Source organism: Isoptericola sp. BMS4, from assembly GCF_011634835.1.
Taxonomy (GTDB): domain Bacteria; phylum Actinomycetota; class Actinomycetes; order Actinomycetales; family Cellulomonadaceae; genus Isoptericola.
Genome location: NZ_SIRP01000001.1, coordinates 1,773,593 through 1,799,181, shown reverse-complemented (window position 1 = coordinate 1,799,181; position 25,589 = coordinate 1,773,593). Strand labels below are relative to the sequence as shown.

26 protein-coding genes, 1 other RNA gene and 1 pseudogene are annotated in these 25,589 nt (G+C 74.6%); 6 read left to right on the top strand and 22 right to left on the bottom strand.

Going from position 1 to position 25,589, the window contains the following annotated elements:
- Positions 1-3 precede the first annotated feature (3 nt).
- The 3 genes from EYB28_RS07990 to rdgB are packed head-to-tail and all read left to right on the top strand — an operon-like array spanning position 4 to position 2,275.
- Positions 4-783 carry a LytTR family DNA-binding domain-containing protein gene (locus EYB28_RS07990; protein ID WP_166846415.1) on the top strand — a complete coding sequence of 260 codons (780 nt, stop codon included), beginning with the start codon at positions 4-6 and terminating at the stop codon, positions 781-783.
- Positions 784-824: 41 nt separating this feature from the next.
- A complete protein-coding gene (rph, locus tag EYB28_RS07985; RefSeq protein WP_304599241.1) occupies positions 825-1,589 on the top strand; it encodes a ribonuclease PH in 765 nt (254 codons plus the stop codon).
- Positions 1,586-2,275: an RdgB/HAM1 family non-canonical purine NTP pyrophosphatase gene (gene rdgB, locus EYB28_RS07980; protein WP_166846413.1), complete on the top strand. Its 690-nt coding sequence runs from the start codon at positions 1,586-1,588 to the stop codon at positions 2,273-2,275. The genes rph and rdgB overlap by 4 nt, the downstream gene beginning before the upstream one ends.
- Before the next feature lie 77 nt (positions 2,276-2,352).
- Here rdgB and EYB28_RS07975 read toward each other — a convergent pair whose 3' ends face one another.
- The 5 genes from EYB28_RS07975 to clpS all read right to left on the bottom strand — a co-directional run bounded on the left by EYB28_RS07975 (position 2,353) and on the right by clpS (position 5,652).
- A complete protein-coding gene (locus EYB28_RS07975; RefSeq protein WP_240930439.1) occupies positions 2,353-2,745 on the bottom strand; it encodes a DUF3054 domain-containing protein in 393 nt (130 codons plus the stop codon).
- Positions 2,742-3,581 (bottom strand): MBL fold metallo-hydrolase, encoded by an 840-nt coding sequence (locus tag EYB28_RS07970; RefSeq protein ID WP_166846411.1) that lies wholly within the window; start codon positions 3,579-3,581, stop codon positions 2,742-2,744. Before EYB28_RS07970 ends, EYB28_RS07975 begins: the two co-directional genes overlap by 4 nt.
- Before the next feature lie 85 nt (positions 3,582-3,666).
- Positions 3,667-4,470: a glutamate racemase gene (murI, locus tag EYB28_RS07965; protein ID WP_166846409.1), complete on the bottom strand. Its 804-nt coding sequence runs from the start codon at positions 4,468-4,470 to the stop codon at positions 3,667-3,669.
- A gap of 139 nt (positions 4,471-4,609) precedes the next feature.
- On the bottom strand, positions 4,610-5,317 hold the full coding sequence (locus EYB28_RS07960) for a DUF2017 family protein (RefSeq protein WP_166846406.1): 708 nt from the start codon (positions 5,315-5,317) through the stop codon (positions 4,610-4,612).
- Positions 5,314-5,652, bottom strand: a complete 339-nt coding sequence (gene clpS / locus EYB28_RS07955) for an ATP-dependent Clp protease adapter ClpS (RefSeq protein WP_240930700.1) — start codon at positions 5,650-5,652, stop codon at positions 5,314-5,316. The genes EYB28_RS07960 and clpS overlap by 4 nt, the downstream gene beginning before the upstream one ends.
- Positions 5,653-5,778: 126 nt before the next feature.
- Here clpS and EYB28_RS07950 point away from each other — a divergent pair, with 126 nt between their 5' ends.
- The gene (locus EYB28_RS07950; RefSeq protein ID WP_166846401.1) at positions 5,779-7,209 is read left to right on the top strand and encodes a nicotinate phosphoribosyltransferase; all 1,431 of its coding nucleotides are present in this window, start codon (positions 5,779-5,781) and stop codon (positions 7,207-7,209) included.
- 6 nt (positions 7,210-7,215) lie between these two features.
- Here EYB28_RS07950 and EYB28_RS07945 read toward each other — a convergent pair whose 3' ends face one another.
- The 6 genes from EYB28_RS07945 to EYB28_RS07920 all read right to left on the bottom strand — a co-directional run bounded on the left by EYB28_RS07945 (position 7,216) and on the right by EYB28_RS07920 (position 14,215).
- The gene (locus EYB28_RS07945) at positions 7,216-8,505 is read right to left on the bottom strand and encodes an ATP-binding protein (protein WP_166846399.1); all 1,290 of its coding nucleotides are present in this window, start codon (positions 8,503-8,505) and stop codon (positions 7,216-7,218) included.
- 111 nt (positions 8,506-8,616) lie between these two features.
- On the bottom strand, positions 8,617-10,404 hold the full coding sequence (locus EYB28_RS07940) for a DEAD/DEAH box helicase (RefSeq protein ID WP_370459505.1): 1,788 nt from the start codon (positions 10,402-10,404) through the stop codon (positions 8,617-8,619).
- A 68-nt stretch (positions 10,405-10,472) separates the two neighbouring features.
- The gene (locus tag EYB28_RS07935; RefSeq protein ID WP_166846394.1) at positions 10,473-10,793 is read right to left on the bottom strand and encodes a DUF3039 domain-containing protein; all 321 of its coding nucleotides are present in this window, start codon (positions 10,791-10,793) and stop codon (positions 10,473-10,475) included.
- Positions 10,794-10,957: 164 nt separating this feature from the next.
- Positions 10,958-11,740 carry a glucosamine-6-phosphate deaminase gene (nagB, locus tag EYB28_RS07930; protein WP_166846392.1) on the bottom strand — a complete coding sequence of 261 codons (783 nt, stop codon included), beginning with the start codon at positions 11,738-11,740 and terminating at the stop codon, positions 10,958-10,960.
- Positions 11,741-11,874: 134 nt separating this feature from the next.
- Complete coding sequence (locus EYB28_RS07925) at positions 11,875-12,906, bottom strand: ROK family protein (RefSeq protein WP_240930437.1); 1,032 nt, start codon at positions 12,904-12,906, stop codon at positions 11,875-11,877.
- 163 nt (positions 12,907-13,069) lie between these two features.
- Positions 13,070-14,215: an ROK family transcriptional regulator gene (locus EYB28_RS07920; RefSeq protein ID WP_166846389.1), complete on the bottom strand. Its 1,146-nt coding sequence runs from the start codon at positions 14,213-14,215 to the stop codon at positions 13,070-13,072.
- A gap of 209 nt (positions 14,216-14,424) precedes the next feature.
- Here EYB28_RS07920 and EYB28_RS07915 point away from each other — a divergent pair, with 209 nt between their 5' ends.
- Positions 14,425-15,444, top strand: a complete 1,020-nt coding sequence (locus tag EYB28_RS07915) for a DUF4349 domain-containing protein (protein WP_166846387.1) — start codon at positions 14,425-14,427, stop codon at positions 15,442-15,444.
- A 4-nt stretch (positions 15,445-15,448) separates the two neighbouring features.
- On the opposite strand, the gene EYB28_RS07910 is transcribed toward EYB28_RS07915, so the two are convergent.
- The 8 genes and pseudogenes from EYB28_RS07910 to EYB28_RS07875 all read right to left on the bottom strand — a co-directional run bounded on the left by EYB28_RS07910 (position 15,449) and on the right by EYB28_RS07875 (position 23,644).
- A complete protein-coding gene (locus EYB28_RS07910; RefSeq protein WP_166846385.1) occupies positions 15,449-17,269 on the bottom strand; it encodes a beta-N-acetylhexosaminidase in 1,821 nt (606 codons plus the stop codon).
- A gap of 85 nt (positions 17,270-17,354) precedes the next feature.
- Positions 17,355-17,723: a transfer-messenger RNA gene (ssrA, locus tag EYB28_RS07905) on the bottom strand.
- Between the two features lie 177 nt (positions 17,724-17,900).
- Positions 17,901-18,404: an SsrA-binding protein SmpB gene (gene smpB / locus EYB28_RS07900; RefSeq protein WP_166846382.1), complete on the bottom strand. Its 504-nt coding sequence runs from the start codon at positions 18,402-18,404 to the stop codon at positions 17,901-17,903.
- 82 nt (positions 18,405-18,486) lie between these two features.
- Positions 18,487-19,968, bottom strand: a complete 1,482-nt coding sequence (locus EYB28_RS07895; protein WP_166846380.1) for a M23 family metallopeptidase — start codon at positions 19,966-19,968, stop codon at positions 18,487-18,489.
- Positions 19,969-19,989: 21 nt separating this feature from the next.
- Positions 19,990-20,901 carry a permease-like cell division protein FtsX gene (gene ftsX, locus EYB28_RS07890; RefSeq protein ID WP_166846378.1) on the bottom strand — a complete coding sequence of 304 codons (912 nt, stop codon included), beginning with the start codon at positions 20,899-20,901 and terminating at the stop codon, positions 19,990-19,992.
- A 311-nt stretch (positions 20,902-21,212) separates the two neighbouring features.
- Positions 21,213-21,890 (bottom strand): annotated as a pseudogene (ftsE, locus tag EYB28_RS07885) (cell division ATP-binding protein FtsE); the annotation flags it as partial.
- A gap of 181 nt (positions 21,891-22,071) precedes the next feature.
- Positions 22,072-23,187 (bottom strand): peptide chain release factor 2, encoded by a 1,116-nt coding sequence (gene prfB, locus EYB28_RS07880; protein ID WP_166846373.1) that lies wholly within the window; start codon positions 23,185-23,187, stop codon positions 22,072-22,074.
- A gap of 31 nt (positions 23,188-23,218) precedes the next feature.
- Positions 23,219-23,644, bottom strand: a complete 426-nt coding sequence (locus EYB28_RS07875) for an ankyrin repeat domain-containing protein (protein WP_205710868.1) — start codon at positions 23,642-23,644, stop codon at positions 23,219-23,221.
- A 104-nt stretch (positions 23,645-23,748) separates the two neighbouring features.
- On the opposite strand from EYB28_RS07875, the gene EYB28_RS07870 reads away from it, so the two are divergent.
- The gene (locus tag EYB28_RS07870; protein ID WP_166846371.1) at positions 23,749-24,318 is read left to right on the top strand and encodes a putative glycolipid-binding domain-containing protein; all 570 of its coding nucleotides are present in this window, start codon (positions 23,749-23,751) and stop codon (positions 24,316-24,318) included.
- A 36-nt stretch (positions 24,319-24,354) separates the two neighbouring features.
- Here EYB28_RS07870 and EYB28_RS07865 read toward each other — a convergent pair whose 3' ends face one another.
- The 3 genes from EYB28_RS07865 to EYB28_RS07855 are packed head-to-tail and all read right to left on the bottom strand — an operon-like array spanning position 24,355 to position 25,558.
- Positions 24,355-24,906 carry a pilus assembly protein gene (locus tag EYB28_RS07865; protein ID WP_240930436.1) on the bottom strand — a complete coding sequence of 184 codons (552 nt, stop codon included), beginning with the start codon at positions 24,904-24,906 and terminating at the stop codon, positions 24,355-24,357.
- On the bottom strand, positions 24,903-25,334 hold the full coding sequence (locus tag EYB28_RS07860; protein ID WP_370459455.1) for a TadE family protein: 432 nt from the start codon (positions 25,332-25,334) through the stop codon (positions 24,903-24,905). Before EYB28_RS07860 ends, EYB28_RS07865 begins: the two co-directional genes overlap by 4 nt.
- Entirely contained in the window at positions 25,331-25,558 is a 228-nt protein-coding gene (locus EYB28_RS07855; RefSeq protein WP_166843761.1) for a hypothetical protein, read from the bottom strand. Before EYB28_RS07855 ends, EYB28_RS07860 begins: the two co-directional genes overlap by 4 nt.
- Positions 25,559-25,589 lie beyond the last annotated feature (31 nt).

Sequence of the window (25,589 nt, the reverse complement as noted above, 5' to 3'; positions counted from 1 at the left end):
TCGATGCGACCCCGCGCCTTGATCGTCGACGACGAGGCCCCCGCGCGGGCCGAGCTGCGCTACCTGCTCGCCGAGGTCGGCGGGGTCCAGGTGGTGGGCGAGGCCACGAACGGCGAGGAGGCCCTGCTGCTGCTGGAGTCGCTCGACTACGACCTGGTGCTGCTGGACGTGCGCATGCCGGGCGGCTCCGGGCTGGACGTCGCGCGGGCGCTGGCGCGGCTGCCGCGCCGCCCGCAGGTCGTCTTCACGACCGCGTACCCGGACCACGCCGTCGAGGCGTTCGACCTGGCCGCGGCGGACTACCTCGTCAAGCCGTTCGACGCCGACCGGCTGCGCCGGGCGCTCGACCGGGCGCTCGCGCACGTGGGCGCGGACCCGGAGGCCCCGCCCGTCGCCCCGGCTGCCGGGGCCCGCGCCGAGACCGCCGCGGCGCCGCCCGCCGCGCCCGACCCGCTGGTCCGCGTGCCCGTGCAGCGCGACGGGCGCACCGTGCTCGTGGACGGCGACGCCATCGTGTACGCGAGCGCGACGCGCGGGTACTCGTCGCTCAAGCTCGCCGACGAACGGCTGCTGGTCAGCTACTCCCTCAACGAGCTGGAACGGCGCCTGCGGGGGCACTTCTTCCGCGCGCACCGCGCCTACCTGGTCAACCTGGACCACGTGCGCGAGCTGGTGCCCGACTTCCGCGGCACGCTCGCGCTTGTCATGGACGACCGGCAGCGCAGCCGGGTGGAGGTCTCGCGGCGCCACGCGCGCGAGCTGCGCCGCCGTCTGGGCCTCTGAGGTGTGCCCGGCCCGGCGCCGGTGGCGTCTACGCTGGCGCCATGACTTCTCCCGCTTCCGACGAGGCCGTGCTGCGCGCCGACGGCCGCACCCCCGACCAGCTCCGTCCCGTGACGATCACCCGCGGGTGGACCGAGAACGCCGAGGGATCCGTGCTCGTGGAGTTCGGCCGGACCCGCGTGCTGTGCACGGCGTCGTTCACCGAGGGCGTGCCGCGCTGGCGGAAGGGGTCCGGCGAGGGCTGGGTCACCGCCGAGTACGCGATGCTGCCGCGGGCCACGAACTCGCGCAGCTCCCGCGAGTCCGTCAAGGGCAAGATCGGGGGCCGCACCCACGAGATCTCGCGGCTGATCGGCCGCGCCCTGCGCGCCGCGGTGGACGTCTCCGCCCTGGGCGAGAACACGGTCGTGCTGGACTGCGACGTGCTGCAGGCCGACGGCGGCACCCGCACCGCCGCGATCACCGGCGCCTACGTGGCGCTGGCGGACGCGATCGCGTGGGGGCGCCGGCACGGGCACATCACGGGCGGCAAGGAGGTTCTCACCGAGTCGGTGGCCGCCGTCAGCGTCGGCATCGTCGACGGCGTGCCGATGCTGGACCTGCCGTACGTCGAGGACGTGCGCGCCGAGACGGACATGAACGTCGTGACCACGGGGACGGGGCAGTTCGTGGAGGTGCAGGGCACCGCCGAGCACGCGCCGTTCGACCGGGCGGAGCTCGACGCGCTGCTCGACCTGGCCGTCGCCGGCACCGCGGAGCTGACCCGGCTGCAGACCGAGGCGCTCGCCGGGGAGCCGGGCCGGTGACCGGCACGGACGCCGGCCCGGCAGCCCCGGCCCTCGTCGTCCCGGCCGGGGCCCGCCTGGTGCTCGCCACGCACAACCGCGGCAAGCTCGCCGAGCTGCGCGCCATCCTGCGCGAGCAGCCAGGCCTCGACGCCCTGCCCGACGAGGCCGTGGTCACCGCGGGCGACCTGGGCGCGCCCGAGCCCGTCGAGGACGGCGTGACGTTCACCGAGAACGCGCTGATCAAGGCCCGGGCGCTGGCCGCGGCGAGCGGGCTGCCGGCCGTGGCGGACGACTCCGGCCTCAGCGTCGACGTGCTCGGTGGCGCCCCGGGCATCTTCTCCGCCCGGTGGTCGGGACGGCACGGTGACGACGCCGCCAACCTCGAGCTGCTGCTCGCCCAGCTCGCGGACGTGCGCGCCGAGCACCGCGGGGCGGCCTTCGTGTGCGCGGCCGCCCTGGTCACCCCGGACGGCCGGGAGGAGGTCTGCCTCGGCGAGATGCCCGGCGTCCTCGCCACGGCGCCGCGCGGGACCAACGGCTTCGGCTACGACCCGATCCACGTGCCCGCCGAGCAGCCCCCGGCGTCGGACGGCACCCCGGGCACCCGCACGTCGGCGGAGCTCGACCCGGCGGAGAAGAACGCGATCAGCCACCGCGGCAAGGCGTTCCGGACGCTGGCTGAAGCCGTCGCCGCCGCCCTCTGACTCCCTGCCCCGATGTTGTGGGCGCGAGTTTGGCGTTATTCCCACAGGAATAGCGCCAAACTCGCGCCCACAACGCCTCAGGCCTGGCGGGAACGGCGCGTCAGCAGCGCGGTCAGTGCACGCCAACCCAGCATCGTCGCGCCGAGGAAGACCGCCGTCACGACCCCGAAGCTCACCGCCAGCCCGCCGCCGAACAGCGGGCGCAGCGCCAGCCCCAGGGCCACCGTCGCGAACCACACCGCCACGCCCGTCGGCCACGCCCGGGCCGGCGACCGCCAGGCCCGCGCCGCGACCCAGCCCACCGCGAGCCCCAGCAGGAACGGCAGCCCGACCAGCGCCACGTGACCGGCGTCCCCCGCCGTGGCATGGTTCGCCGTGCCCGCCAGGGTGAACGCGACGACGCAGACGACGTCGACGACGACCGCGGGCCACACGGCGCGCGCGCCGGTCGGCGCGCCCCCGGCGCTCACAGCTCGTGCTCCCCGCCGGGCACCGTGACGTCGACCGGGCCCCCGTACACCTCGCGGGCCTCCGCGAGCGGTACCCGCGGGTCGCTCCACGCCGCGACGTGCGTCAGGAGCAGCCGCCGCGCCCCGGCCTCGGCCGCCGCCCGCCCGGCGCGCCGCCCCGTCAGGTGGATGCCGCGCTCGATGCCGTCGTCACGGCCCTCCTGGAACGCCGCCTCGCAGAGGAACAGGTCTGCGTCCCGGGCCGCGTCCACCAACCCGGCGCACGAGTCCGTGTCGCCCGAGTACGCGAGCGTCGCCCGCTCCCCCGGCCGCACCGACGACGGGCCCGTCACCCGGAACCCGTACGCCTCCACGGGATGGAACACGGTGAACGGCTCCAGCTCCAGCGGGCCCAGCCGCACCGGGCGCCCCGGCGCCCACGAGCGGAAGTCGTACACGCCGTCCATCGACTCGCCCGGCCCCATCCCGTACATCGCCGCCGCACGCTCCGCCGCCGACCCCGGCCCGTACACCGGCAGCTGCCGGCTCGACCCCGTGCGCGCGTCGCCCCGCGTGGGGTGGTAGCGCAGGTACACGTACAGCCCCGACAGGTCCGCGCAGTGGTCCGGGTGCAGGTGCGACAGCGCCACGCCGTCCAGCGACAGCGGGTCCACGTGGCGCTGCAGGGCGCCCAGACCGCCGCTGCCCAGGTCGAGCACCACGTTCCACTCGCGCACGTCCGCGCCCGTGCACCCCGCCGCCGCGGCCTCCGCCGCCGACACCCGCACCAGGTACGTCGACGCGGGCGACTCCGGCCCCGGGAACGACCCCGACACCCCGACCGTCACGAGCCTCATGCGGTGCCCTCCTTGCACGGTCGCTGCGGTGCCTCGCTCCGGCACACCTCGTCCCTCGGCGTCCCTCCGCGGGGGCTCCTCGCGCTCATGCGGCCTCCACCCGCGCGACCTCCGGCCCCAGGAACCGCTGCGCCAGCTGCTCGAACGGTGCCGGGCTGCCGGTCGCGAGGAAGCGGTGGACGGGCGGCGGCGCGTCGACCGGGCGCTCCAGGCCGTGCGAGACCAGCATGCGGAACACGTCCTTCGCGGTCTCCTCGGCGCTGGAGACCAGCGTGACGTCCTCGCCCATCACGTACGACACGGCGCCCGCGAGCAGCGGGTAGTGGGTGCAGCCCAGCACCAGCGTGTCCACGCCCGCGGCCTTCACCGGGTCCAGGTAGCGGTGCGCGACGTCCAGCACCTCGGGGCCCGACGTCAGGCCCTGCTCGACCAGGGGCACGAACTCGGGGCACGCCTGCGTGGTGATGCTCAGCCCCGGGGTCACGTCGAACGCGTCGTCGTACGCCCGCGAGTCGACCGTCGCCTTGGTGCCGATGACGCCGATGCGGCCGGTCTTCGAGGCCAGGACCGCGCGGCGCGCGGCCGGGCGGATCACCTCGACCACCGGGATGCCGCGGCGCACCGTGTACCGCTCGCGCGCGTCGGGCAGCGCCACCGCGGTCGCGGAGTTGCACGCGATGACCAGCATCTTCACGCCGTCGTCCACCAGCCGGTCCATCACCGCGAGCGCCATCGCGCGCACGGCCGCGAGCGGCTTGGGCCCGTACGGGCCGTTCGCCGTGTCGCCGAGGTACAGCAGCTGCTCGTGCGGGAGCTGGTCGAGGATCGAACGCGCGACGGTCAGCCCGCCGACGCCGCTGTCGAAGATCCCGATGGGGGCGTCGTTCACGGCTGGAAGCCTAGTCGGTGACGGGCCGTCACCACCCCGCGACGTGACCGAGCGCACGGGTGGCGCGAACCACACCCGCGCAGGTCACCGGCGCGCCACCGGGCGACCTGTGCCGGGGCGGCCCGTACGGCGCCCGCGGTCAGCGCCCCGCGCGCAGGTCCTCGAGCATCTCCGTCACGAGGGTCTCCTGGGCGAACCCCGCCGCCACGAACACGCCGCCCCAGTAGCGGCGCTCGCCCGCCGTGAGTCCCGCGTCGTCCCGGGAGCCGTCGTCCGGCTCGTCGAGCTCGTCCGCGTCGTCGTCCAGCCCGGCGAGGACGGCGTCGTGCAGGTCCTCCACGTCCTCGTCGTCCACCAGGCCGAGCCGCTCGGCGAGCACCAGCCTCAGGTCCGTCAGGGCGCCGGCGAAGTCCTGCGCCGCCTCCCGTGGCACCACCACCTCGTCGTTCACCCGGGCCTCCAGCGCGGCGGCGTCGGCCTGCTCCTCGGGCGTGCCCTCCTCGCCACCGGCCTCGGCCGCGACACCGGGCGCCGTGCAGGCGACGAAGGCCTCGAGCCGCGCGACCTTGCCCGCCGCCAGGTCCGTCTGGGTGAGGTGGCGGAACTCGTCGGCGACGTCCGGGTCGTCGCGGTGCGCGTCCGGCAGCAGCCGCCGCACCGCCGGGTCGCTCGGCACGCGACCCACGCCGGTGAACGCCACCCCCTCGCCGACCTCCACGTCACGGCCGATGCCCGAGTCCGCGCGCACGAGCTCGGCCACGTCGCGCGCCACCCGGGCGAGCACCTCGCGCTCGACCGGCTCCCAGCGCGCGACGTACCCGGCCGGCGCGGAACGGAACGGCGTCATGCGGCGCCACCGTCCGTACCGCCGGCCGCGCCGCCGTCGGAGCCGCCCGACGTCCGCATCGTCGCCCACAGCCCGTAGGAGTGCATGGCCTGCACGTCGACCTCCATCCGCTCGCGCGGGCCCGACGAGACGACGGCACGCCCCGCGCGGTGCACCTGCATCATGAGCTTCTCCGCCTTCGCCCGCGGGTAGCCGAAGTAGCTCTCGAACACGTAGCTGACGTACGACATGAGGTTGACGGGGTCGTTCCACACGATCGTGACCCAGGGATCGGCGAGACCCGGGTCCTGCTCGGTGCGGGCCTCTGCCTCGGTGGCGGTGTCGCCTGCTGTCACGCTCACCCGTCCAGCCTACGGGTGGTGGCGTCCAGCAGCTCCGCCGCTGACCGGCGCGGGCGCCACGCGCGTCCGCCCGGCGAGTCGCGACCTGCCGGACGAACCGCCGCGGCCTACGGTGGGCTCATGATCGACGCGCACCGGGGCAGCGCGGCCTCGACGCCTGGCGGCGGGAGCGCGCCGCAGACCCTGCCCGACCCGCTGCCGGCGGCACCCCTGCCGGCGGTCCGTCCCTCGGTCGCGCTCCTCACCGACCGCTACGAGCTCACGATGCTGGCCGCGGCGCTCGCCGACGGCACCGCGCACCGGCACTGCGTCTTCGAGGTGTTCACCCGGCGCCTGCCCCCGGGGCGGCGCTACGGCGTCCTCGCGGGCACCGGCCGGGTGCTGGAGGCGCTCGCGCACTTCCGGTTCACGGACGACGAGCTGACGTACCTGGAGCGCGCCGGCGTCGTCGACGACCGCACCCTCGACTTCCTGCGCGGCTACCGCTTCACCGGCACGATCCTGGGGTACGCCGAGGGCGAGATGTTCTTCCCCGGCTCGCCGGTGATGCAGGTCGAGGGCACGTTCGCCGAGGCCGTGGTGCTCGAGACGCTGGTGCTGTCGATCCTCAACTACGACTCGGCGATCGCCTCGGCCGCCTCCCGGATGACGAGCGCCGCCGTCGACCGCCCCGTGCTGGAGATGGGCTCGCGGCGGGCGCACGAGCAGGCCGGCGTGGCCGCCGCCCGCGCGGCCGTCGTCGCCGGCTTCGCCGGCTCGTCGAACCTCGAGGCGGGGATGCGGTACGGCATCGACACCATCGGCACGGCCGCGCACGCGTTCACGCTGCTGCACGACGACGAGCCGTCCGCGTTCGCCTCGCAGGTCGCCTCGCTCGGCCCCGGCACGACGCTGCTGGTGGACACCTACGACGTGCGCCGCGGCGTGGAGAACGCCGTCGCCGCGGCCGGGACCGGCCTGGGCGCGGTCCGCCTCGACTCCGGCGACCTCGGGGTGCAGGCGGTCGAGGTGCGCCGGCAGCTGGACGAGCTCGGCGCCACCGGCACCAAGATCGTCGTGACGTCCGACCTGGATGAGCACGCGATCGCCTCGCTCGCCGCCGTCCCCGTGGACGTGTACGGGGTGGGCACCTCGCTGGTGACGGGCTCGGGCGCCCCCACCTGCGGCATGGTCTACAAGCTCGTCGCGCGCTCGGACGACACCGGGGTGCTGCAGCCCGTCGCCAAGGCCTCCGCGCACAAGCGCAGCACGGGCGGCCGCAAGGCCGCCGCGCGCCGCTACGACGCGACCGGGCGCGCCGTCGAGGAGGTGCTCGTCACGGGCCCGGACGACCGGGTGACCTCGTGGTCGCCGCCGGAGTCGGACGGCGACCTGCGCACGCTCCTCGTCCCGCTCGTCGTCGACGGCGCCGTGGACTCGCGCTGGGTGGGCGCCTACGGGGTGCAGAACGCGACGCTGCACCACGCGCAGGCCCGCGCCGAGCTGCCGCGCGGCGCCCGGCGCCTGTCCGACGGCGATCCCGCGATCCCCACCGTCGAGCTGGCGCTCTGAGCTCGCTCAGGGGCGGAGGTGCTGGATGTTGAGCACGTAGACGCCGTCCGACCGTTGGTAGGAAGGACCGGTCGGCACGACGATGCCGAGCGTGCTCGGTGCGCTCGCCGTCCGCATGGAGCGTGCAGCCGACAGCAGCCCGCCCGCCGCATCCTCGACGACACGGGGGGCCGCGCTGGCCTTCACCTCGATCGCCGACCATGTCTCACCGCCGTCGTGGAGGATCACGACGTCGATCTCCGTGGAGGAACGGGTGTCCTGCCAGGCACGTACCTGGCCCCCGTGCACCTGCGCGTACACACTCAGGTCACGGAAGACGAGCGACTCGAACAGGTGGCCGTACATCTTCCTCTGGGTCTTCTCGAGGGCCGCCGGACCTGTCCGCAGGACGGCGACAGCCAGGGAGGGGTCCACGAGGTGCCACTTCGGTGCACGTCGCACCTGCGCCGCAGACTTCAGCGACTCGCCCCACGCTTCCTGAGGCACCGCCACCCACAGCCGTCGCAAGGCGTCGAGGTAGTCGTCGAGCGTGTGCTGCGACGGCCCTTTGTCCCCCTCGATCCCGAGCCTGTCCTGCCCGTACCGGGCCGCGTCGGCCCGCATCGTCTTCTTGGACGTGTACTGGGCGACGCCGCGCGACAGGCTGAAGAGGAGCGCGGAGACCCTGCCCGGGTCATAGAGCTTCTGCCCGGCGGCACGGATGTCGACGAGCGCCATGTTCTGGACGTACGCGATGTTGGCATCCATCGCGGCGCCGAGGGTGCGCCGCAGGTTGGGGGGCCAGCCTCCACGACAGACGAGGTCGATGACGTCGCGGTCGTCCCCTCGGGTCGAGTCGGAGTAGATCTCGTTCCCGGCGAGCACGTCGGCGAGGGCGATCGTGCCGTCGGAATCCCCGGACTCGTGCAGGCTCATCGGGTGCATGCGAAGCCGGATGAACCTGCCGGCCCCGCTGTGTCTCGCGACGTCGTCCGCCGGCGTCGCGGACCCCGTCAGGATGAACTGCCCGTCGGCCTGCCTGTCGTCCACCTCCGCGCGGACGGCGTTCCACACCTCGGGCACCGCCTGCCACTCGTCCACGAGGCGCGGTACAGCGCCACGGAGCACGAGCCTCGGGTTCGACCTGGCGACCTGAACCGCCTGCAGGTCGTCGCCCAGCCGCACGTCGCTCGCCGCCGCCTGGGCTGCCGTCCAGGTCTTGCCGCACTGCTTCGGCCCCTCGATGAGCACCGCTCCGGACGCTTTCATGGCGCGTTCCAGCTGAGCATCGATGTGTCGGGGCAGGTACTCGGGCATACGCCCTCCCCTCGACAGCCCAACGGTCGATAAAAATAGCAGCCTGCTGCTGATTTTATCAGCAGCAGGCTGCTAGATCTACCAACGGCCGAGGAACCCGACGTCGACGACCTACTTCTTGCCGACGAACCAGCCCCGCACCATCTCCACGCGCGCGGACAGCTGGTCCGCGGTCGCCAGCGGCACCTCGGGCCCGCCGCACCGACGACGCAGCTCGCTGTGCACCTTGCCGTGCGGGGTGCCGCTCTTGCGGGCCCACGCCGAGACCAGCTTGGACAGCTCCTTGCGCAGGGCCGACGCGCGCCGGTGCTCCTGCTCGGACTGCTCCAGCACCGCCTCCCGCTGGGCGGCGTCACCCCCGGACGTGCCGCGCGCCTGCGCGGCCTGGCGCTGGCGCAGGAGGGTCGTGACCTGGTCCGCGTCCAGCAGCCCCGGCAGCCCGAGGTAGTCCTGCTCCTCGTCCGAGCCGACGTCCGCGCCGGTGCCGAACTCGCCGCCGTCGAAGAGGACGCGGTCGAACGACGCCTGCGCGTCGAGCGCCTCGAACGTGCCGGTGAGCTCTGCGGACGCCTTCTCCTCCCGGTTGGCCGCGGCGAGCAGCTCCGCCTCCGGGTCGTACTCGATCCCCTGCTCCTCGGCGGTCTGGGGCCGGTCGAGGGCGTGGTCGCGCTCGATCTCCATGCCGTTCGCCAGCTCCAGCAGCAGCGGCACGCTCGGCAGGAACACCGACGCGGTCTCGCCGCGCTTGCGGGCCCGCACGAACCTGCCGACGGCCTGCGCGAAGAACAGCGGGGTCGAGGTGCTCGTCGCGTACACGCCGACGGCGAGGCGGGGCACGTCGACGCCCTCGGACACCATGCGGACGGCGACCATCCACCGGGAGGTGCCCTGCGCGAACTCCTCGATGCGCGCGCTGGCGCCGTCGTCGTCCGACAGGACCACGGTCGGGCTCGTGCCGGTGATCCTGGCCAGGTGCCCGGCGTAGGCGCGGGCGTCGGTCTGGTCGGACGCGATGACGAGCCCGCCGGCGTCGGGCACGGCGCGCCGCACCTCCGTGAGGCGCTTGTCCGCCGCGGACAGCACCGACGGGATCCACTCGCCGTTCGGGTCCAGCGCGGTGCGCCACGCCTGGGCGTGCATGTCCTTCGTCATGGCCTCGCCCAGGCGGGCGCTGACCTCGTCCCCGGCCTTGGTGCGCCAGCGCATGTCCCCCGAGTACGTCATGAACAGCACGGGGCGCACGACGTGGTCGCGCAGCGCGTCGCCGTAGCCGTAGGTGTAGTCCGCCTTGGAGCGACGGATGCCCTCGCGGTCCTCGGAGTACGTCACGAACGGGATCGGGGCCGTGTCCGACCGGAACGGGGTCCCGGTGAGCGCGAGCCGGCGGGTGGCGTCCTCGAACGCCTCGCGCACGGCCTCGCCCCAGCTCAGGGCGTCGCCGCCGTGGTGCACCTCGTCGAGGATGACGAGGGTGGGGGCGGCCTCCGTGCGGGCCCGGTGCAGCGCGGGCTTGGCGGCGACCTGCGCGTACGTCAGCGCGACGCCGTCGTAGTGGGAGCCGTGCCGACCCTGGCTGTTCTTGAACGACGGGTCGATGCGGATGCCCACGCGCGCGGCGGCGTCGGCCCACTGGTGCTTGAGGTGCTCGGTCGGCGCGACGACGGTCACGCGCCGCACCGCCCCCGACTCGAGCAGCTCGGTGGCGATCCGCAGGGCGAAGGTCGTCTTGCCGGCGCCCGGCGTCGCGACCGCGAGGAAGTCCCGCGGCTCGCGACGCCGGTACAGCTCGAGCGCCTCGGCCTGCCAGGCACGCAGGTTCGACGCCGTGCCCCACGGGGCGCGGCGCGGGAACGCCGGGCTGAGGTGCGAGGCCGCCGACGACGACGGTGACTGCGGCAGCGGCTTGGCGGGCTCGGCCGCCGCGGCGAAGAGATCGGGGGTGTCGGGCTCGGGCAGCGGCTGCGCGCTCACTTGCCGGCGTCGCCGTCCTGTCCGGAGTCCCCGTCCTGCGGGTCGCGCAACCCGTCGTAGATCTCCTGGCAGATGGGGCATACCGGGAACTTCGACGGGTCGCGACCGGGCACCCACACCTTGCCGCAGAGCGCGATCACGGGCTTGCCGGACAGCGCCGACTCCATGATCTTCTCCTTGCGCACGTAGTGCGCGAAACGCTCGTGGTCACCCGGCTCGGCCGCCTGCTCGCTGGTCTCCGGGCGCTCCAGGACGCCCGTCGACGACCCCGTGTCCTGCGACGGGTCGGCGGGAGGTGCGGAGAGGGGATCGCTCATGACCGGCAGTCTACGACGCGCCCCCGACGTCCCGCGGGCGTCGCCGAGGTTCGGGGTCCTTCGCGCGGTCGCGTTCACGCGCCCCAGGGGGCGCTCCACTTCGGGACTGATACGACCGCGCGAAGGACCCCGGACCTCGGCGACCCCGGGGGACGGTGCCGTCGTCACAGGCCTTGCCAGTCCGGCTTGCTGTCGTAGGTCTGGCGGTAGTAGTCCGCGAGCTGCAGGCGCGACGCGGCGGCGTCGTCGACCAGCACCGTGGCGTGGGGGTGCATCTGCATCACCGTGGCGGGCCACATGGCCGAGACGGGGCCCTCGACGAGCTGGTGGACCGCCTCCGCCTTGTGCCGGCCCGTGGCCAGGAGCACCAGGTGCCGCGCCTCCATGATGGTGCCGAGGCCCTGGGTGAGGCAGTGCTGCGGCACCTGCTCGACGTCGTCGCCGAAGAACCGGGCGTTGTCCAGACGGGTCTGGCGGGTGAGCGTCTTGATGCGGGTGCGCGACGCCAGCGACGACCCCGGCTCGTTGAACGCGATGTGGCCGTCGGTGCCGATGCCGAGGAGCTGCAGGTCCACGCCGCCCGCGTCCGCGATCGCCCGCTCGTAGGCCGCGCAGGCGGCCGGGAGGTCGTCGGCGAGCCCGTCGGGGCCCTGCACCTGGTCGGACGGCCACGCGACGCGGGAGGCGACCTCCGTCTCGATGACGTTGCGGTACCGCTCCGGGTGGTCGGCCGGCAGGCCCACGTACTCGTCGAGCATGAAGCCGCGCGCGCGGGCGAACGACAGGCCCGCCTCCTCGTGGCGCCGCGCCAGCTCGTCGTACACCTTGAGCGGGCTGGACCCGGTGGCGAGGCCGAGCACCGTCGCGGGGTCGCGGCGCAGCAGCGACTCGATCGCGTCGGCCGCGAGCACGGCGAGCTCCTCGGCGGGGGCGATCACGACTTCCATCAAGGCTCCAGTCTCTCGGACGCGCCGGCCACGGCGGCGCGGCGTCGTCGGTGCGGTGGGTGCGTCCCCGATTGTTCCTGATCGGGGCGCGGGCGGCGCCGGGGCGGCCGCGTGTGCTGCCTCACGCCCGGCGGCTAGGGCCGCGGCTCGGGCGCAGTGGCGGCCCGCCGGCCGACCACGGCCGCGCCGACCGCGCCGACCGGCACCCGCCCGGGGGCGAGGCGGACCCGGTCCGGCAGACCGAGCGACGACAGGAACGGCGACGTCTCCGACTCCCGGGCGAGCGCGGACCGGACGGCCGCGAGCAGCGGCTCGCCGAGCTGCGCCACGCCGCCGCCCAGCACGACCCGCGGGACGTCGACCGACAGCACGAGCATCCGCACCGCCGCCGCGACGGCCGACGCGTACCGGTCGCGGGCCTCGGCGGCCCCGGCGACGCCCGCCGCGGCGGCCTCGAAGAGCTCGACCGGGGCGGGGCGCCCCGTGCGCGCCGGCCAGAGGGCGGCGACCGCCGACCCCGAGGCGTACAGCTCGAGGCACCCGTGCTGCCCGCACGGGCACCGCGGGCCCGCCGGGTCCACCGGGACGTGCCCGATCTCCCCCGCCGCGCCGCCCACGCCACGGCGCAGCCGCCCGTCGAGGACGAGCCCGGCGGCCAGCCCGGTGCCGAGCGCGAGGAACGCGAGGTCCGTCCCGCCCTCGGGCCCGCGCGGGGCGTCGGCGTCCGACGCCGCGAGGTGGGCGGCGCCCAGGGCCGCCACGTTGAGGTCGTTCTCGACGCCGACGGCGACGCCGTCGAGCTCGGCGGCCAGCAGGCGCGCCAGGGCGAGCTCCGCCCCGTCGACGCCGACGTTCACGGCGTGCCGCACGGTCCCCGTGACCGGGTCCACCAGCCCGGGGACGCCGACCCCGACTCCGACGACGTCGGACATCGCGATCCCCGCCTGGTGGGTGACGCCGCGCACGGCGTGGGCCGCGCCCGCCACGACGCCCTCGCCGCCGCGCCGCGTCGCCAGCCGGGCCTGGGCGACGACGTCGCCCGCCGCGTCGAGGAGCACGGCGAGCGTCTTCGTGCCTCCGATGTCGAGCCCCACCGTCGGCCCCGGGGCGGAGGCGGCCGCGGGGAGGGAGGCGGGGGCGCCGGTGGGCAGGGGGGCGGTCGTCACGGTCGTGTCCACGTCAGCCGTTCACCGTCCCGCGGGACGGTCCGGGCGCCACCGGGGTGGCGCACGCCGCCGGCGTCGCGGCGGTGGATCGGGTCCTCGTCACGGGTGGTGGTCCTCTCGCTGGTGGTGCGTGACGGCGTCGGCGCGCTGCCACGGGACGGGGTCAGGACACCCCGAGCTGGGCGGCCAGGACGAGCACGGCGGCGCCCGCCAGGACGACGTCCTCGTCGAGGCTGGCCATCCGCAGCTGCAGCCCCCTCGCGGTGGCGGGCATGGTGCGCTCGGTCAGGGTCTGCAGCGCGGCGGTGCGCAGCGCCCCGTCCAGGAGCTCGGGCGGTCCGCTGAGCAGCACGTCGGCGAGGTTGAGAGCCCCGACGACCGGCGCGAGGGCGGCGCCGAGCGTGCGCCCGACGCCGGCGAGCGCCGCGTCGGCCGCGGCCGGGTCGAGCCCGGACACGGCGGCGCGCAGCGCGGGGGCCGCCAGCACGGTCTCGAGGCAGCCCCGGCGGCCGCAGGCGCAGGGCTCGCCGTCGTCGACGACGGTCACGTGCCCGAGCTCGCCGGCCGCGTCGGCGGCGCCGTGCACGCGCGCGCCGTCGACCATCACGCCCGCGCCCACGCCCTGGCCGACGGTGAGGACGAGCATCGAGCCGGCGGCCCCGCCGTAGGTGTACTCGGCGAGCGCGGCGGAGTTCGCGTCGTTGGCCACGTGCACCGGCAGCGCGAGCCGGTCCGCGAGGATCGCCGCGAGCGGCAGGTCGGCCCACTGGCGGTTCGGCGCCTCGATGACGCGCCCGGCGGCGTCGACGACGCCGGGTGAGCCGACGCCCACCCCGACGACGGGGCGCGTGGCGGCGGCGACCAGCGTCCTCGCGAAGCGGGCGATGAGGTCCACGAGCTCGTCCCCGACCCGGCCGGCGGCGGGCAGCGATCGGCGCACCACGGCCTCACCGGTGAGGGTCATGACGGCGCCGCGCATCACCGCGTCGTCCGAGAGGTCCACGGCCACGATCTGATAGGCGTCGGTGCGCATCCCGACGAGGATCGCGGGCTTGCCCACGCGACGGCCGGGCTGGACGCCCAGCTCCTCCACCAGGCCTTCCGCGAGGAGCACGTTCACGAGGTCGGAGATGGTCACCCGGGTCAGCGACGTCGCGCGCGCGAGGTCCGCCCGGGAGGTGGGGCCCTCGTGGAAGAGGTGCTGCAGCACCAGGGACCGGTTGTGGGCCCTGGCGTGCTCCGGGAGTACCTTGGACGTGGCGCGCAGCCCGGCCCCCAGCCCCCTCCCGGTGCGGGTCGATGTGGACATGTTTGTTAGTAGACCGACTTAACCGCCCTCTTGTCTACCTCGTCTCATTCCGGCACCGCCCATCGTTACCCGATCGTGACGCACGTCACTCCGCGGACGCTGGGCGTACGGGACCGCCGGGCGCGGAATGTCACGGTCGCAGCACGGTCAGGTCACGATCGCGCTCGGTGACCAGGGATGACGTCGTGGCGCCCCGTAGCCTCGGAGCCATGCTCCGCGACACGCCGCCCCGCACGCCCGTGCGCCGCACCGCCGCCCTCGCCTGGCTCACCGGTGTCCTGGTCCTCGCGCTCGCGGCGTGCTCCGGCGGCGGGGCCGACAGCGGCGCCGAGTCCTCGTCCGCCGACTCGGGCGCGTCGCTCTCCGCCCCCGAGGGCGGCGACGCCGGCAGCGCGGGCGACGAGGCGGCGTTCGGGCAGGCGGAGGCCCCCAGCGACACCGACGCCGCCGCCGCGAGCGAGCGGCAGGTCATCACCACGGGCCACGCCACCGTCGTCACCGACGACCCGGTCGCCGCGGCGGGCGAGCTCGCCCGGCTCGTCGAGGAGGCGGGCGGGCGCGTCGAACGCCGCCAGGAGACCCGGGCCACCGGCGACTCCCCGGCCAGCGCCTCGCTCACCGTGCGGGTGCCCGCCGACCGGATGACGAGCGCCGTGGAAGCCCTCGGCACCCTGGGCGAGGTCGAGGACGTCCAGCTCGACAGCGAGGACGTCACGGGGCAGGCCCAGGACCTCGACGCGCGCATCGCCGCCCTGCGGACGTCGACCCAGCGCCTGCGCGGGCTGATGGCCGACGCGTCGAGCACGGCCGACCTCCTCGAGGTCGAGCAGGAGCTCTCCGAGCGCCAGGCGGACCTCGACGCGCTCACCGCGCAACGCCAACGCCTCGCGGACGAGGTCGCCATGTCCACGCTCGACGTCGCTCTCGTCGCCGAGCCGGTCGCCGCGGTGCAGTCCGGGGGCGGTTTCCTCGGCGGCCTCTCGTCGGGATGGAACGCGCTGGTCACGACCGCGCAGGCCGTCGTCCTCGTGCTCGGGGTGCTGCTCCCGTGGCTCGGGCTCGGCCTGCTGGGCTACCTCGGCTATCGCTGGGTCCGCCGGTCGCGGCGCTCCCGCACCGACGGCGGGCCGGGGCCCGATGACGACGGCGGCACGCCGGGGGCCCCGGACGGGCCGCACGACGGCGGAGACGCGGCGCGCGAGCCCGACGTCGCGGCCGCCCGCTCCTGACGCGTCAGCCCGCCGCGGCGCCGTCGGTGGGGCTCGTCCGTCCCGCCGGCGCGACGGACGCCTCCGGCCCCTCCCGGCCCTCGACCCAGCCGCCGACACCCGCCCAGCCCCCGGCCGCGAGCTCCGCGGCGAGGTCGCGCGGGTGGCCCGCGACCCCGGGACGGCGCTGCCACGGCAGCGGCCCGTCGAGCGGCCGGTACTCCACGCCGGCGGCGTCCAGCCGGGGCAGGTGGTGGGTCCGCAGCCGCTCCAGGAACTCCGCCGACGCCGGGCCACCCGGCGCGCGGCCCTGCTCGCCGTCGGCCCGGCCTCGGTCTCCGTCCCGGGACGGTGACCACACGGCCTCGGCGAACGCGGCCAGCCGCGGGTACGCGGCGTAGTCCACGCGGCGCACGGAGTCGAGGTGCTCGGCCCAGACCTGCGCCTGCCCGCCCAGCACCCGGCCCGCGTCCGCGCCCTCCAGGTCGGGGCGCTCGGCCCGGAACGCGGCGGGCAGCGGCTCGAACCCGTAGACGTCCTCGACCGTCCGCAGGAAGCCGACGGGGATCGGCTCGTCCGGGCCGTCGCCCGCGCGGTGGTCGAGGTAGGTCACCTGCTCCGGGGCGAGGACGACGTCGTGCCCCGCCGCGAGCGCGTCCGCGGCGACGGCCCAGCCGCGCCAGCAGGTCACGACGGTGTCCCGGGGCAGGTCCGGGCACAGCCCCTCGTCCCAGACGACGGCGCGGCGGCCGCGGTCGTGCAGGTGCTCGGCCAACCGTGCCAGGAACCAGCCGTGCAGCCGGGCCACGTCGCCCTCGCCGTCGGCCGTGCGGTAGCCGAGGCGCGCGGCGCGCTCGACGAGGTCCACCCGCTCCCGCCACGCCGTGGTCGGCACCTCGTCGCCGCCGATCGCGACGAAGGGGGCGTCGAAGACCTCGCAGACCTCGTCCAGGAGCTCGGCGAAGAAGTCCACCGCCTCGTCCGTCGGTGCCAGGACGTCCGTGCTGATGCCCCACGTGGTGCGCACCTCGTGGGGGCCCGGCCGCGACGCGAGGTGGGGGTAGGCGGCCAGCGCCGCCTCCGCGTGGCCCGGGACGTCGATCTCCGGCACCACCATGACGCCGCGCTCGCGCGCGTACGCGTCGATCTCGCGCAGGTCGTCCTGGGTGTAGAACCCGCCGTGGGGACGGCCGTCGCCGTGGCCCGTGCGCCAGGTGCCGACGGTCGACTCCTCGCGCCACGAGCCGACCTCCGTGAGGCGGGGGAACCGGCGCGACTCGAAGCGCCAGCCCTGGTCGTCGACCAGGTGCAGCTGCACGACGTTGAGGTGGTGCGCCGCGGCGAGGTCGACGAACCGCAGGACGTCGGCCTTCGGCAGGAAGTGGCGGGCGACGTCGAGGAGCACGCCGCGCCACTCGAAGCGCGGGGCGTCGGCGATCCGGCAGCACGGGAGGGTGGGCGCGGGCGCGGACCCGGCGCGGCGGTACGCGGACGGCCCCGCGAGCTGGCGCAGCGTCTGCGCCGCGGCGAACGCCCCGGCCAGGTCGGCCGCGGCCACGGCGACGGCCGCCCCGCCGTCCGCTCCCCCGACGGTCAGCCGGTACCCGCCCGCCGCCACGTCCGGATCCAGGCCGAACGTCACGTCGACGGCCTCCGGCGTGCCGGGGGCGAGGGGCACGACCTCGGCCTGGGACGACTCCTCGACGACCCGGCGCCACCACCGGGCGGCGGGTGCCAGCGCCGGCTCGGCGCGCAGCAGCACGCGTGCCGGCAGGGTGACGTCGCCGTCGAGGCGAGTGGCGTCCGCGGGCGCGGGCAGCAGTCCGAGAGTCCTGGGATCCGACATGAAAGCCACCCTAACGAACTCTCCTGGCCGGAGACGGCACGACGACGGCCCCGCCGGCTGGTGAGCCGGCGGGGCCGTCGCGGAGGGGTGGAGCTGCCGGGAATCGAACCCGGGTCCGGTAGCGCTTTTCGAGGACTTCTCCGGGCGCAGTCTGCTGTGATTTTCTCGGCCCCCGCACTCACGCAGACAAGGTGCGGACAGGCCCAGTCACCTGAGTGTCCCCGCCGCCCCGGTGACGAGGGCGACGAGCAGTGGCTCTCTAGATGACGTGAGCTACCGGGTCGAGAGCACTCCCGGGCTCACGGACTTCGGAGCTCGCTCAGGCGGCGAGGGCGAAGTCGGTGCGCTTGTTATCGGCACCTATAAGGTCGCAGGCAAGGCGTTTACGAGATGAGCCTGCATCCTCGGCCCGCTTCTCCTCGAAGCACGACCACCGTCGAAACCGATCAGCCCCTGTGGTGTTGTCAAAGCCCGTCCCACGGCGGACCGTGGGCTGCGGACGTGTCCATCGTAGTGGATGAACGCCGCGGGACGCACCGATATTTCCGCACGTGCCCGCAGCCGCGGACCGCCGCTGCGCCTCCGTCTCAGGCGTTCCTCATGTCGGCGGAGCCTGCGCTTCGCCTCCGTCTCAGCCGAGCAGCTCGTGGCGCCGCATCGCCCGCTGCGCCTCGCGCATGTCCTGCTTCTCGCGCAGGGTCTGGCGCTTGTCGTACTCCTTCTTGCCTCGGGCCAGGGCGATCTCCACCTTGGCGCGTCCGTCGAGGAAGTACAGCCGCAGCGGCACGATCGTGTGCCCCTTCTCCCGCGACCGCACGCCGAGCCGGTCGATCTCGTCGCGGTGCAGCAGGAGCTTGCGCTTGCGCTTGGGCGCGTGGTTGTTCCACGTCCCCTGGAAGTACTCGGGGATGTGGACGTTCTCCAGCCACGCCTCGTCGTGGTCGACGGCGACGTACCCGTCGACGAGCGAGGCGCGCCCCATCCGCAGCGCCTTGACCTCGGTCCCGGACAGCACGATGCCGGCCTCGAGGACGTCCTCGATCACGTAGTCGTGGCGGGCCTTCTTGTTGTTCGCCACGACCTGGCGCGGGTCGGCCTGCTGCTTCTTCTTGGCGCCCTTGGCCTTGCTGGACATCGGCTCCTCCTCCCGGGTGGTCGCGACGTCCCAGGATACGGGAACGCGGGCGGGCCACCAGCGTATTTCGCGAGGTCGCCGGTCAGTTCAGCCAGCCGCTCATGGGGTCGACGGTGCTGCCGTTGACGTACGTCTCGAAGTGCAGGTGGCACGCGGACGACGTGCCCGTGGTGCCCGAGTACCCGATGACCTCGCCCTCGTCGACGTACTCCCCCACGCTGACCGTGTCGTAGGACATGTGCAGGTACCGCGACATGACGTTGTCGCCCCGGTACGTGCCGTGGTTGATGAGCACGTTGTTACCCGGCCCGCTGCCGTAGTAGGCCTTCTCCACGTACCCGCTCTGCGCGGCGTAGATCGGCGTCCCGCAGTAGGTGCGGATGTCGGTCCCCGCGTGCAGGCGCCAGTAGCCCAGCGTCGGGTGGAACCGCATGCCGTACGAGCTCGTCACCACGTGGTAGTTCGTCGGCCAGCCGAAGAACGGTCCCGAGGAACCGCCCGACGACGATCCCCCGCCGGACGAGCCGCCGCTCGACGACCCGCCGTCGGAGGACCCGCCCCCGGACGACGAGCCGCCGCCCGAGGAACCGCCTCCCGAACCGCCGGAGTCCCGCTCCGCCTCGGCCTCCGCCTCCGCGGCGGCGCGGCGGCGCTCCGCCTCCTCGGCCTTGCGGCGCTGCTCGGCCAGCCGGGCGTCACGCGCCTTCTGCTTCTTGATGATCTGCTTGAGCTCGGCCTCGAGGTTCGCCTGCTCCTGCTCGTTGGCCTGGATCTCCTCGAGGGCCGTGTCGCGCTGGTCCGCGATCGACGCCTTGAGCTTCTTCTGCTGCGCGATGAGGCGCTCCACCTCGGCCTTGCGGTCCTGGGCCTCGCGCTCGGCGCGCTCGGCGGCGGCGACGTTCTCGTCCGCCTCCTTCTTCAGCTCAGCGATCGTGGCCCGGATGGCGTCCAGACGCGCCTGCTGATTCTTCGCGACCGCCTCGGCCTCCTGCAGCTCGGACAGCGTGCGCGCCTGGCTGCGGGCGGCCGACGACGAGACGGCGTACTCGTCGAGGAACTCGCTCGTGGACTGCGCCCCGGTCACGATCCCGACCGTGCTCGGGTCGTCGCCACCGCGGTAGGCCTGCCGCGCCATCTCGACGATGTCCGCGCGGGCGGCGGCCACCTTGCCCTCGCCGTCCTCGATCTGGGCCGAGACCGCGGACTCCTCCTCCTCGGCGTCCGCGAGCCGCTGGGCGAGGATCGCCGCCTTGCGGCGCGCCTCCTCGAGCTCGGCCTGCGCGGCCGCCAGCTCCGCCTGCGCCACCGGCAGCCGGCCCTCAACCTCGTTGAGGTCGAGGACGGCCTGGCTGTACTTCGCGTTGGTGTCCTCGAGCTCGTGCTGGAGCTCGTCGCGCTCGCGCTCCTTGGCGCGCTGCTCGGCCTCCGCCGCGGCCCGCTGGTCGTCGATGTCGTCGGCGACCGCCGTCGTCGTCCCCGTCAGCACGAGCCCGACCGCCAGGAGCGCGCCGACGACGCGCGCCCACCCCCGCCTGCCCGGCCCACGAGCCTCGGACCTCGCCATCGATGCCTCCGTCATACGACCTCAGACCCTCGTGTACCGGTTCAGCGTCACGACCGACGACACCACCGCGAGCAGCACCGCGATGCCGATCAGCAGCGGTGCGACGGCGAGCACGTCCCCCACGTCGACGTACGCCACCCAGTCGACCGCGTCCTGCAGCCAGTCGGTGACCAGGTACTGCACCGCGAGCCACAGCCCGCCCACCGCCAGCAGCGCGCCCACCAGCGCCGCGATCGCGCCCTCGAGCATGAACGGCAGCTGCACGAACAGGTTCGACGCGCCGACGAGCCGCATGATGCCGGTCTCCCGGCGCCGCGAGACGGCCGACAGCCGGATCGTGGTGGTGATGAGCAGGACCGCGGCGAGCAGCATCACGCCCGCGAGGCCGGCCGCGAGCATCGAGGCGCGGCTCAGTGCGACGAACAGCGGCTCGAAGACGGCGCGCTGGTCCTCCACGACCTCGACCCCGGAGCGGCCCTCCAGCACGTCGGCGACGACCTGGTACTGCTCCGGGTCCACCAGCTTCAGCCGGAACGACGCCTGCATGTCGTCCTCGGTGAGCTGCGTGCCCTGGTACCCGTCGGGGTACAGCTCGGTGAACGACTCGAACGCGTCCGCCTTCGACTCGAAGTACGTCGTGTCGACCACGTCGGCCAGCTCGGTGTCGATCACCTGCTCGACGGCGTCGATCTGCTTGTCGGTGGCCTCGCCGTCGGCGCAGGTCGGCGCCGTGGACCCCTCCGGGCACAGGAAGACCGACACCTCGACCAGGTCGTACCAGTCGCCCTTGAGCTTGCCGACCTGCATCTGCAGCAGCGCCGCGGCGCCCACGAAGGTCAGCGACACGAACGTCACGAGGATCACGGACACGACCATCGACGCGTTGCGTCGCAGGCCGTGGAGGACCTCGGTCAGGACGAACTGCAGGCGCACGCTCAGGCCTCCCGTCCGGCGCGGGCCGCCGTGGCCGTGTCGCGCTCGCGCAGCACGCGCTGCACCACCGCCTCCGCGGAGTCGTGCTCGACAGGCTCGGCGTGCGCGGGCACCTCGACGTGCGGCGCGGTCGGGTCGTCCGGGGTGTCGTCCGGCGTCGCCCGGGCGGCGGCCACCTCCGCGGCGCGCTCCGCCTCGAGGTCGGCGGGCTCGGGCGTGACCCGCACGCGCGGCGGGCGCGCGGGGGCGTCGCGGCCCGGGGCGTCCAGCACCGGCGTCTGCCCGACGGCCGGCAGGATCGGCTCGCGCTGGCCGTACCCGGCGTTGGCCTCGTCGCGCACCACCGCACCGGTGGAGAGCTCCACCACGCGCTTGCGCATCTCGTTGACGATCTCGTCGTCGTGCGTGGCCATGACCACGGTGGTCCCCGTGCTGTTGATGCGGTCGAGCAGGCGCATGATCCCGAGCGAGGTGGTGGGGTCCAGGTTTCCGGTGGGCTCGTCGGCGAGCAGGATCTGCGGGCGGTTGACGAAGGCGCGCGCGATGGCGACGCGCTGCTGCTCCCCGCCGGACAGCTCGTGCGGCATCCGCTTCTCCTTGCCGTCCAGGCCCACCATCTCCAGCACCTCCGGCACCGTCGTCTTGATCGTGTGCCGGGGCTTGCCGATGACCTGCAGCGCGAAGGCCACGTTCTCGTAGACGGTCTTGCCGGGCAGCAGCCGGAAGTCCTGGAAGACGACGCCGATGCTGCGGCGCAGGGACGGGACCTTCCAGCTGGACAGCCGCGAGAGGTCGCGCCCGGCCACGTACACGGTGCCGCCCGTGGGGCGCTCCTCGCGGTACACCAGGCGCAGGAAGGTGGACTTGCCGGACCCGGACGCACCGACGAGGAACACGAACTCCCCGCGCGCGACGTCGACGGTCACGTCCTCGAGCGCGGGGCGCGCCCCGCGTGCGTAGACCTTCGAGACGTTCTCGAAACGGATCACGACGCGACCTCCTCACCGTCACCGGCCGCACGACCCTCGGGCCTGTGCCGTCCGGCTCCGAGACTCGCACCGCGCGGGGCGCGTCACGGGAAGGACACGCCGGTGTGTCCGGCTTCCTCCGGTTGCCCGGGGCGACGTGCTCCGGACCGCGCCGCGCCTCCGGCCGGCGGGTCCGCGCAGGTCAGGAGGCGGCGCCGCCGCCCGAGCGGCGCCAGCGGACGCCCGCCTCGATGAAGTCGTCGATGGCGCCGTCGAACACGGCCTGCGTGTTGCCGGACTCGTGCTCCGTGCGCAGGTCCTTGACCATCTGGTACGGCTGCAGCACGTAGGAGCGCATCTGGTCGCCCCAGCTCGCCTTGATGTCGCCGGCGAGCTCCTTCTTCTTCGCGGCCTCCTCCTCCTGGCGGATCAGGAGCAGGCGGGACTGCATGACGCGCAGCGCCGCGGCGCGGTTCTGGATCTGCGACTTCTCGTTCTGCATCGACACGACGGTCCCCGTGGGGATGTGCGTCATGCGCACGGCCGAGTCGGTGGTGTTCACGGACTGCCCGCCCGGGCCGGACGAGCGGAAGACGTCGATCTTGAGGTCCGACTCGGGGATCTCGATGTGGTCGGTCTGCTCGATGAGCGGGACGACCTCCACCGCGGCGAACGACGTCTGCCGGCGGCCCTGGTTGTCGAACGGCGAGATGCGCACGAGGCGGTGCGTGCCGGCCTCGACGGACAGGTTCCCGAACGCGTACGGCGCGTTCACCTCGAACGTCGCGGACTTCAGGCCCGCCTCCTCCGCGTAGGAGGTGTCCATGACCTTCGTGGGGTAGCCGTGCCGCTCGGCCCACCGCAGGTACATGCGCATGAGCATCTCGGCGAAGTCCGCGGCGTCGACGCCGCCCGCGCCGGCGCGGATGGTGACGACGGCCTCGCGGGCGTCGTACTCGCCGGACAGCAGGGTGCGTACCTCGAGCAGGTCGAGGTCCTTGCGGATCGCCGCGACCTCCGCCTCGGCCTCGGTGAGCGAGTCCTCGTCGTCCATCTCCTGGCCGAGCTCGACCAGCGTCTCCACGTCGGCGATGCGCTGGCCGAGGCGCTCGACGCGCGCCAGCTCGTTCTGGGCCGTCGACAGCGCCGAGGCGACCTTCTGCCCCTGCTCGGGGTCGTCCCACAGGTCCGGTGCCGCGGCCTGCTCGGACAGGTCCGCGATCTTCGCCTGCAGCACGGTGGGGTCGCTCACGGCCTCGATGGACTCGAGGGTGGCGCGGAGCGCCTTGATCTCTGCGGGGAAGTCGATGGTGGCCACGACATTCAAGGTTACCCGCGGCCCGGGGGTGCTACTCCCCCCGCCCGCCCGCCGGACCCGGCGACGGCGGCGCGGGCAGCGTGCGGCCGAACATCTGCGCCGTGTCCCGGGCGCTGGGTGTCCCGGCGTCGGGGTCGGCGCCCGCGGCCTGGAGGGCCGCGACGACGTCGTCGGCCCCCTTGAACACCGCACCGGCCAGGGGCGCCTGGCCGCGCGCGTTGACGCGGTCGACGTCGGCGCCCCGCGCGGCCAGGCCCCGCACGAGCCCGGCATGGCCGTGGTAGGCGGCGAGCATGAGCAGCGTGTTGCCGGCCGCGTCCGCGTGGTCGGCGGGGACGCCCGCGTCCACGAACTCGAGCAGCAGGTCGGCGCCCGCGCGGGCGAGGTCGAACATCTGGTCCAGGTCGACGGGCAGCCGGTCCGCCCGCTCGCCCGCCGGGGGCTCGTCGTCGCTCATGCGGACGAATCTACCGGCCGCACCGGTCCCGCCGGGCAGGACGGCGCGTCGTCCGGGATGCTGGGTCGGGATGCGGGCTGAGGACCGGCCGAGGAGGGGCAGCGTTGACCACGTACGCATGGCGAGGAACGACCACCGGCAGCGTCGAGCACCTCGACCTCCTGCCCCGCGACGACCGGTGGCGCGCACGGTCCGTCGTCGACCTCGGGCCCGAGCGGGTGGAGTACGCGGTCGAGCTGGACACCGGGTGGGGCTTCCGCGCGCTGCGGGCGCGCTCCTCGAGCGGCAGGACGCTCGACCTCTCCCGGGCGGGCGGCGGGCAGGACGGCGCGGCGCAGGCCGAGCACCCGGGGCCGGGATGGCAGGCGGACGGCGTCGACCGGCCCGACCTGGACGGCGCGATCGACATCGACCTGGCGTTCAGCCCGTTCACGAACACGCTGCCGATCCGGCGTCTCGAGCTCGTCGTCGGCGCCTCCGCCGAGATCGTCACCGCGTACGTCACGCCTGAGCTGACGGTGGCGCCCGACCCGCAGCGGTACACCCGCCTGGCGGACGACCGCTACCTGTACGAGTCGCTCGACTCGGACTTCCGGGCCGAGATCACCGTGGACGCCGACGGGTTCGTCGTGGACTACCCGGGGCTGTTCGTGCGGCTGGCGGACCGGGGCTGACCACGGCACAGCGACCGCGCGTCCCGGTGCCGGGCCTCAGGGGCGTGCGACGGCGTACTCGTCGACCGTGACCACCTGGCTCGCCTCCACCGGGACGGCGAGGGGCACCCAGTCGCGCAGCGCCGCCGGGACGAACGGCAGCGGGACCTCCAGGCGGGCGCGCAGCTCGACGCTCGCGCCCGGGGACAAGCATGGGTCGGCGGAGCATCGCACGCCGAGGACGTCGGCGGCGGGGACGTCGTCGAACCCCTGGTCGGCGAGGGCGATCCCCGTCGCGGCCTCGGCGCGCGCCAGGCCGGTGCCCGAGTCCTCGGCGGTGACGAGCGCGCGGCCCGCCTCGCGCACGGCGCCCTCCGCCGCGAAGGTCCCCGCCTGGACCTGCGCCAGGGTGAGCACCAGGTAGACCAGCGGCACCAGGAGCAGCACCGCCGTGCCGAGGAACTCGACCAGCGCCGCGCCTGCCTCGCCGTCCGGGGCCTCGTTCGGCGTCTCGTCGCCCGGCGTCTGGTCCGTCGCCTCGTCCGTCGTCGCGGGCAGCGGGCTGTCCTGCGTGCCTCCGTGCGGCGGGGTCGCCCGGTCGACGCTCATGCCTCCTCCAGCGCGTGCCCGCGCAGCGTCAGCACCCCGGAGGGCCCGAGCAGCCCGACCACGGGCAGCGGGGCGTGCACCGTGACCTCCACGACGTCGAGTCCGTCCGAGGACGTGTGCCGCGCCGTGACGTCGTCGGCGTACGAGCGGCCCAGCGAGTCCGCGAGGAGCTCGCGGGTCCGTGCCGCGCCGGAGTCGAGGCCCCGGTCGGCGCGCGCCGCGAGCCGAGCGCCCTCGGCCGCCGCGTCGATGGCCGTCGCGCGCACGTGCAGCGCCAGCGCGACCTGCACGACACCGAGGAAGAGCGCGAGCACCAGCACCGACACCATGACGAACTCCGCCACCGCCGAGCCGGACTCCCCGTCCGGGTCCTCGGGCGCCGGCGCGCCGCCGCCGGGGAGCGGCCCAGCTCCGCGCCGGGGGCTCACCGCCCGGTGACGCTCGAGATCGCCTGCGTGAACGCGTCCTCGAGCAGCGGGCCCGCGATGGCCCAGAGCGCCACGACGAGGCCCGCGGTCATCAACGTCACGAGCACCCAGCCCGGCACGTCGCCACGCTCGGGGTCGTCGGCGGCGGGACGGTCCACAGGCGGGTGCGCGGGCGGGCCAGCGGGCCCCTCCGGCGCCGTCGGCTCGGTCGGGTCGTGCTGCATGGTGCGTCCTTTCGAGCGGGGCCGCGCTGCC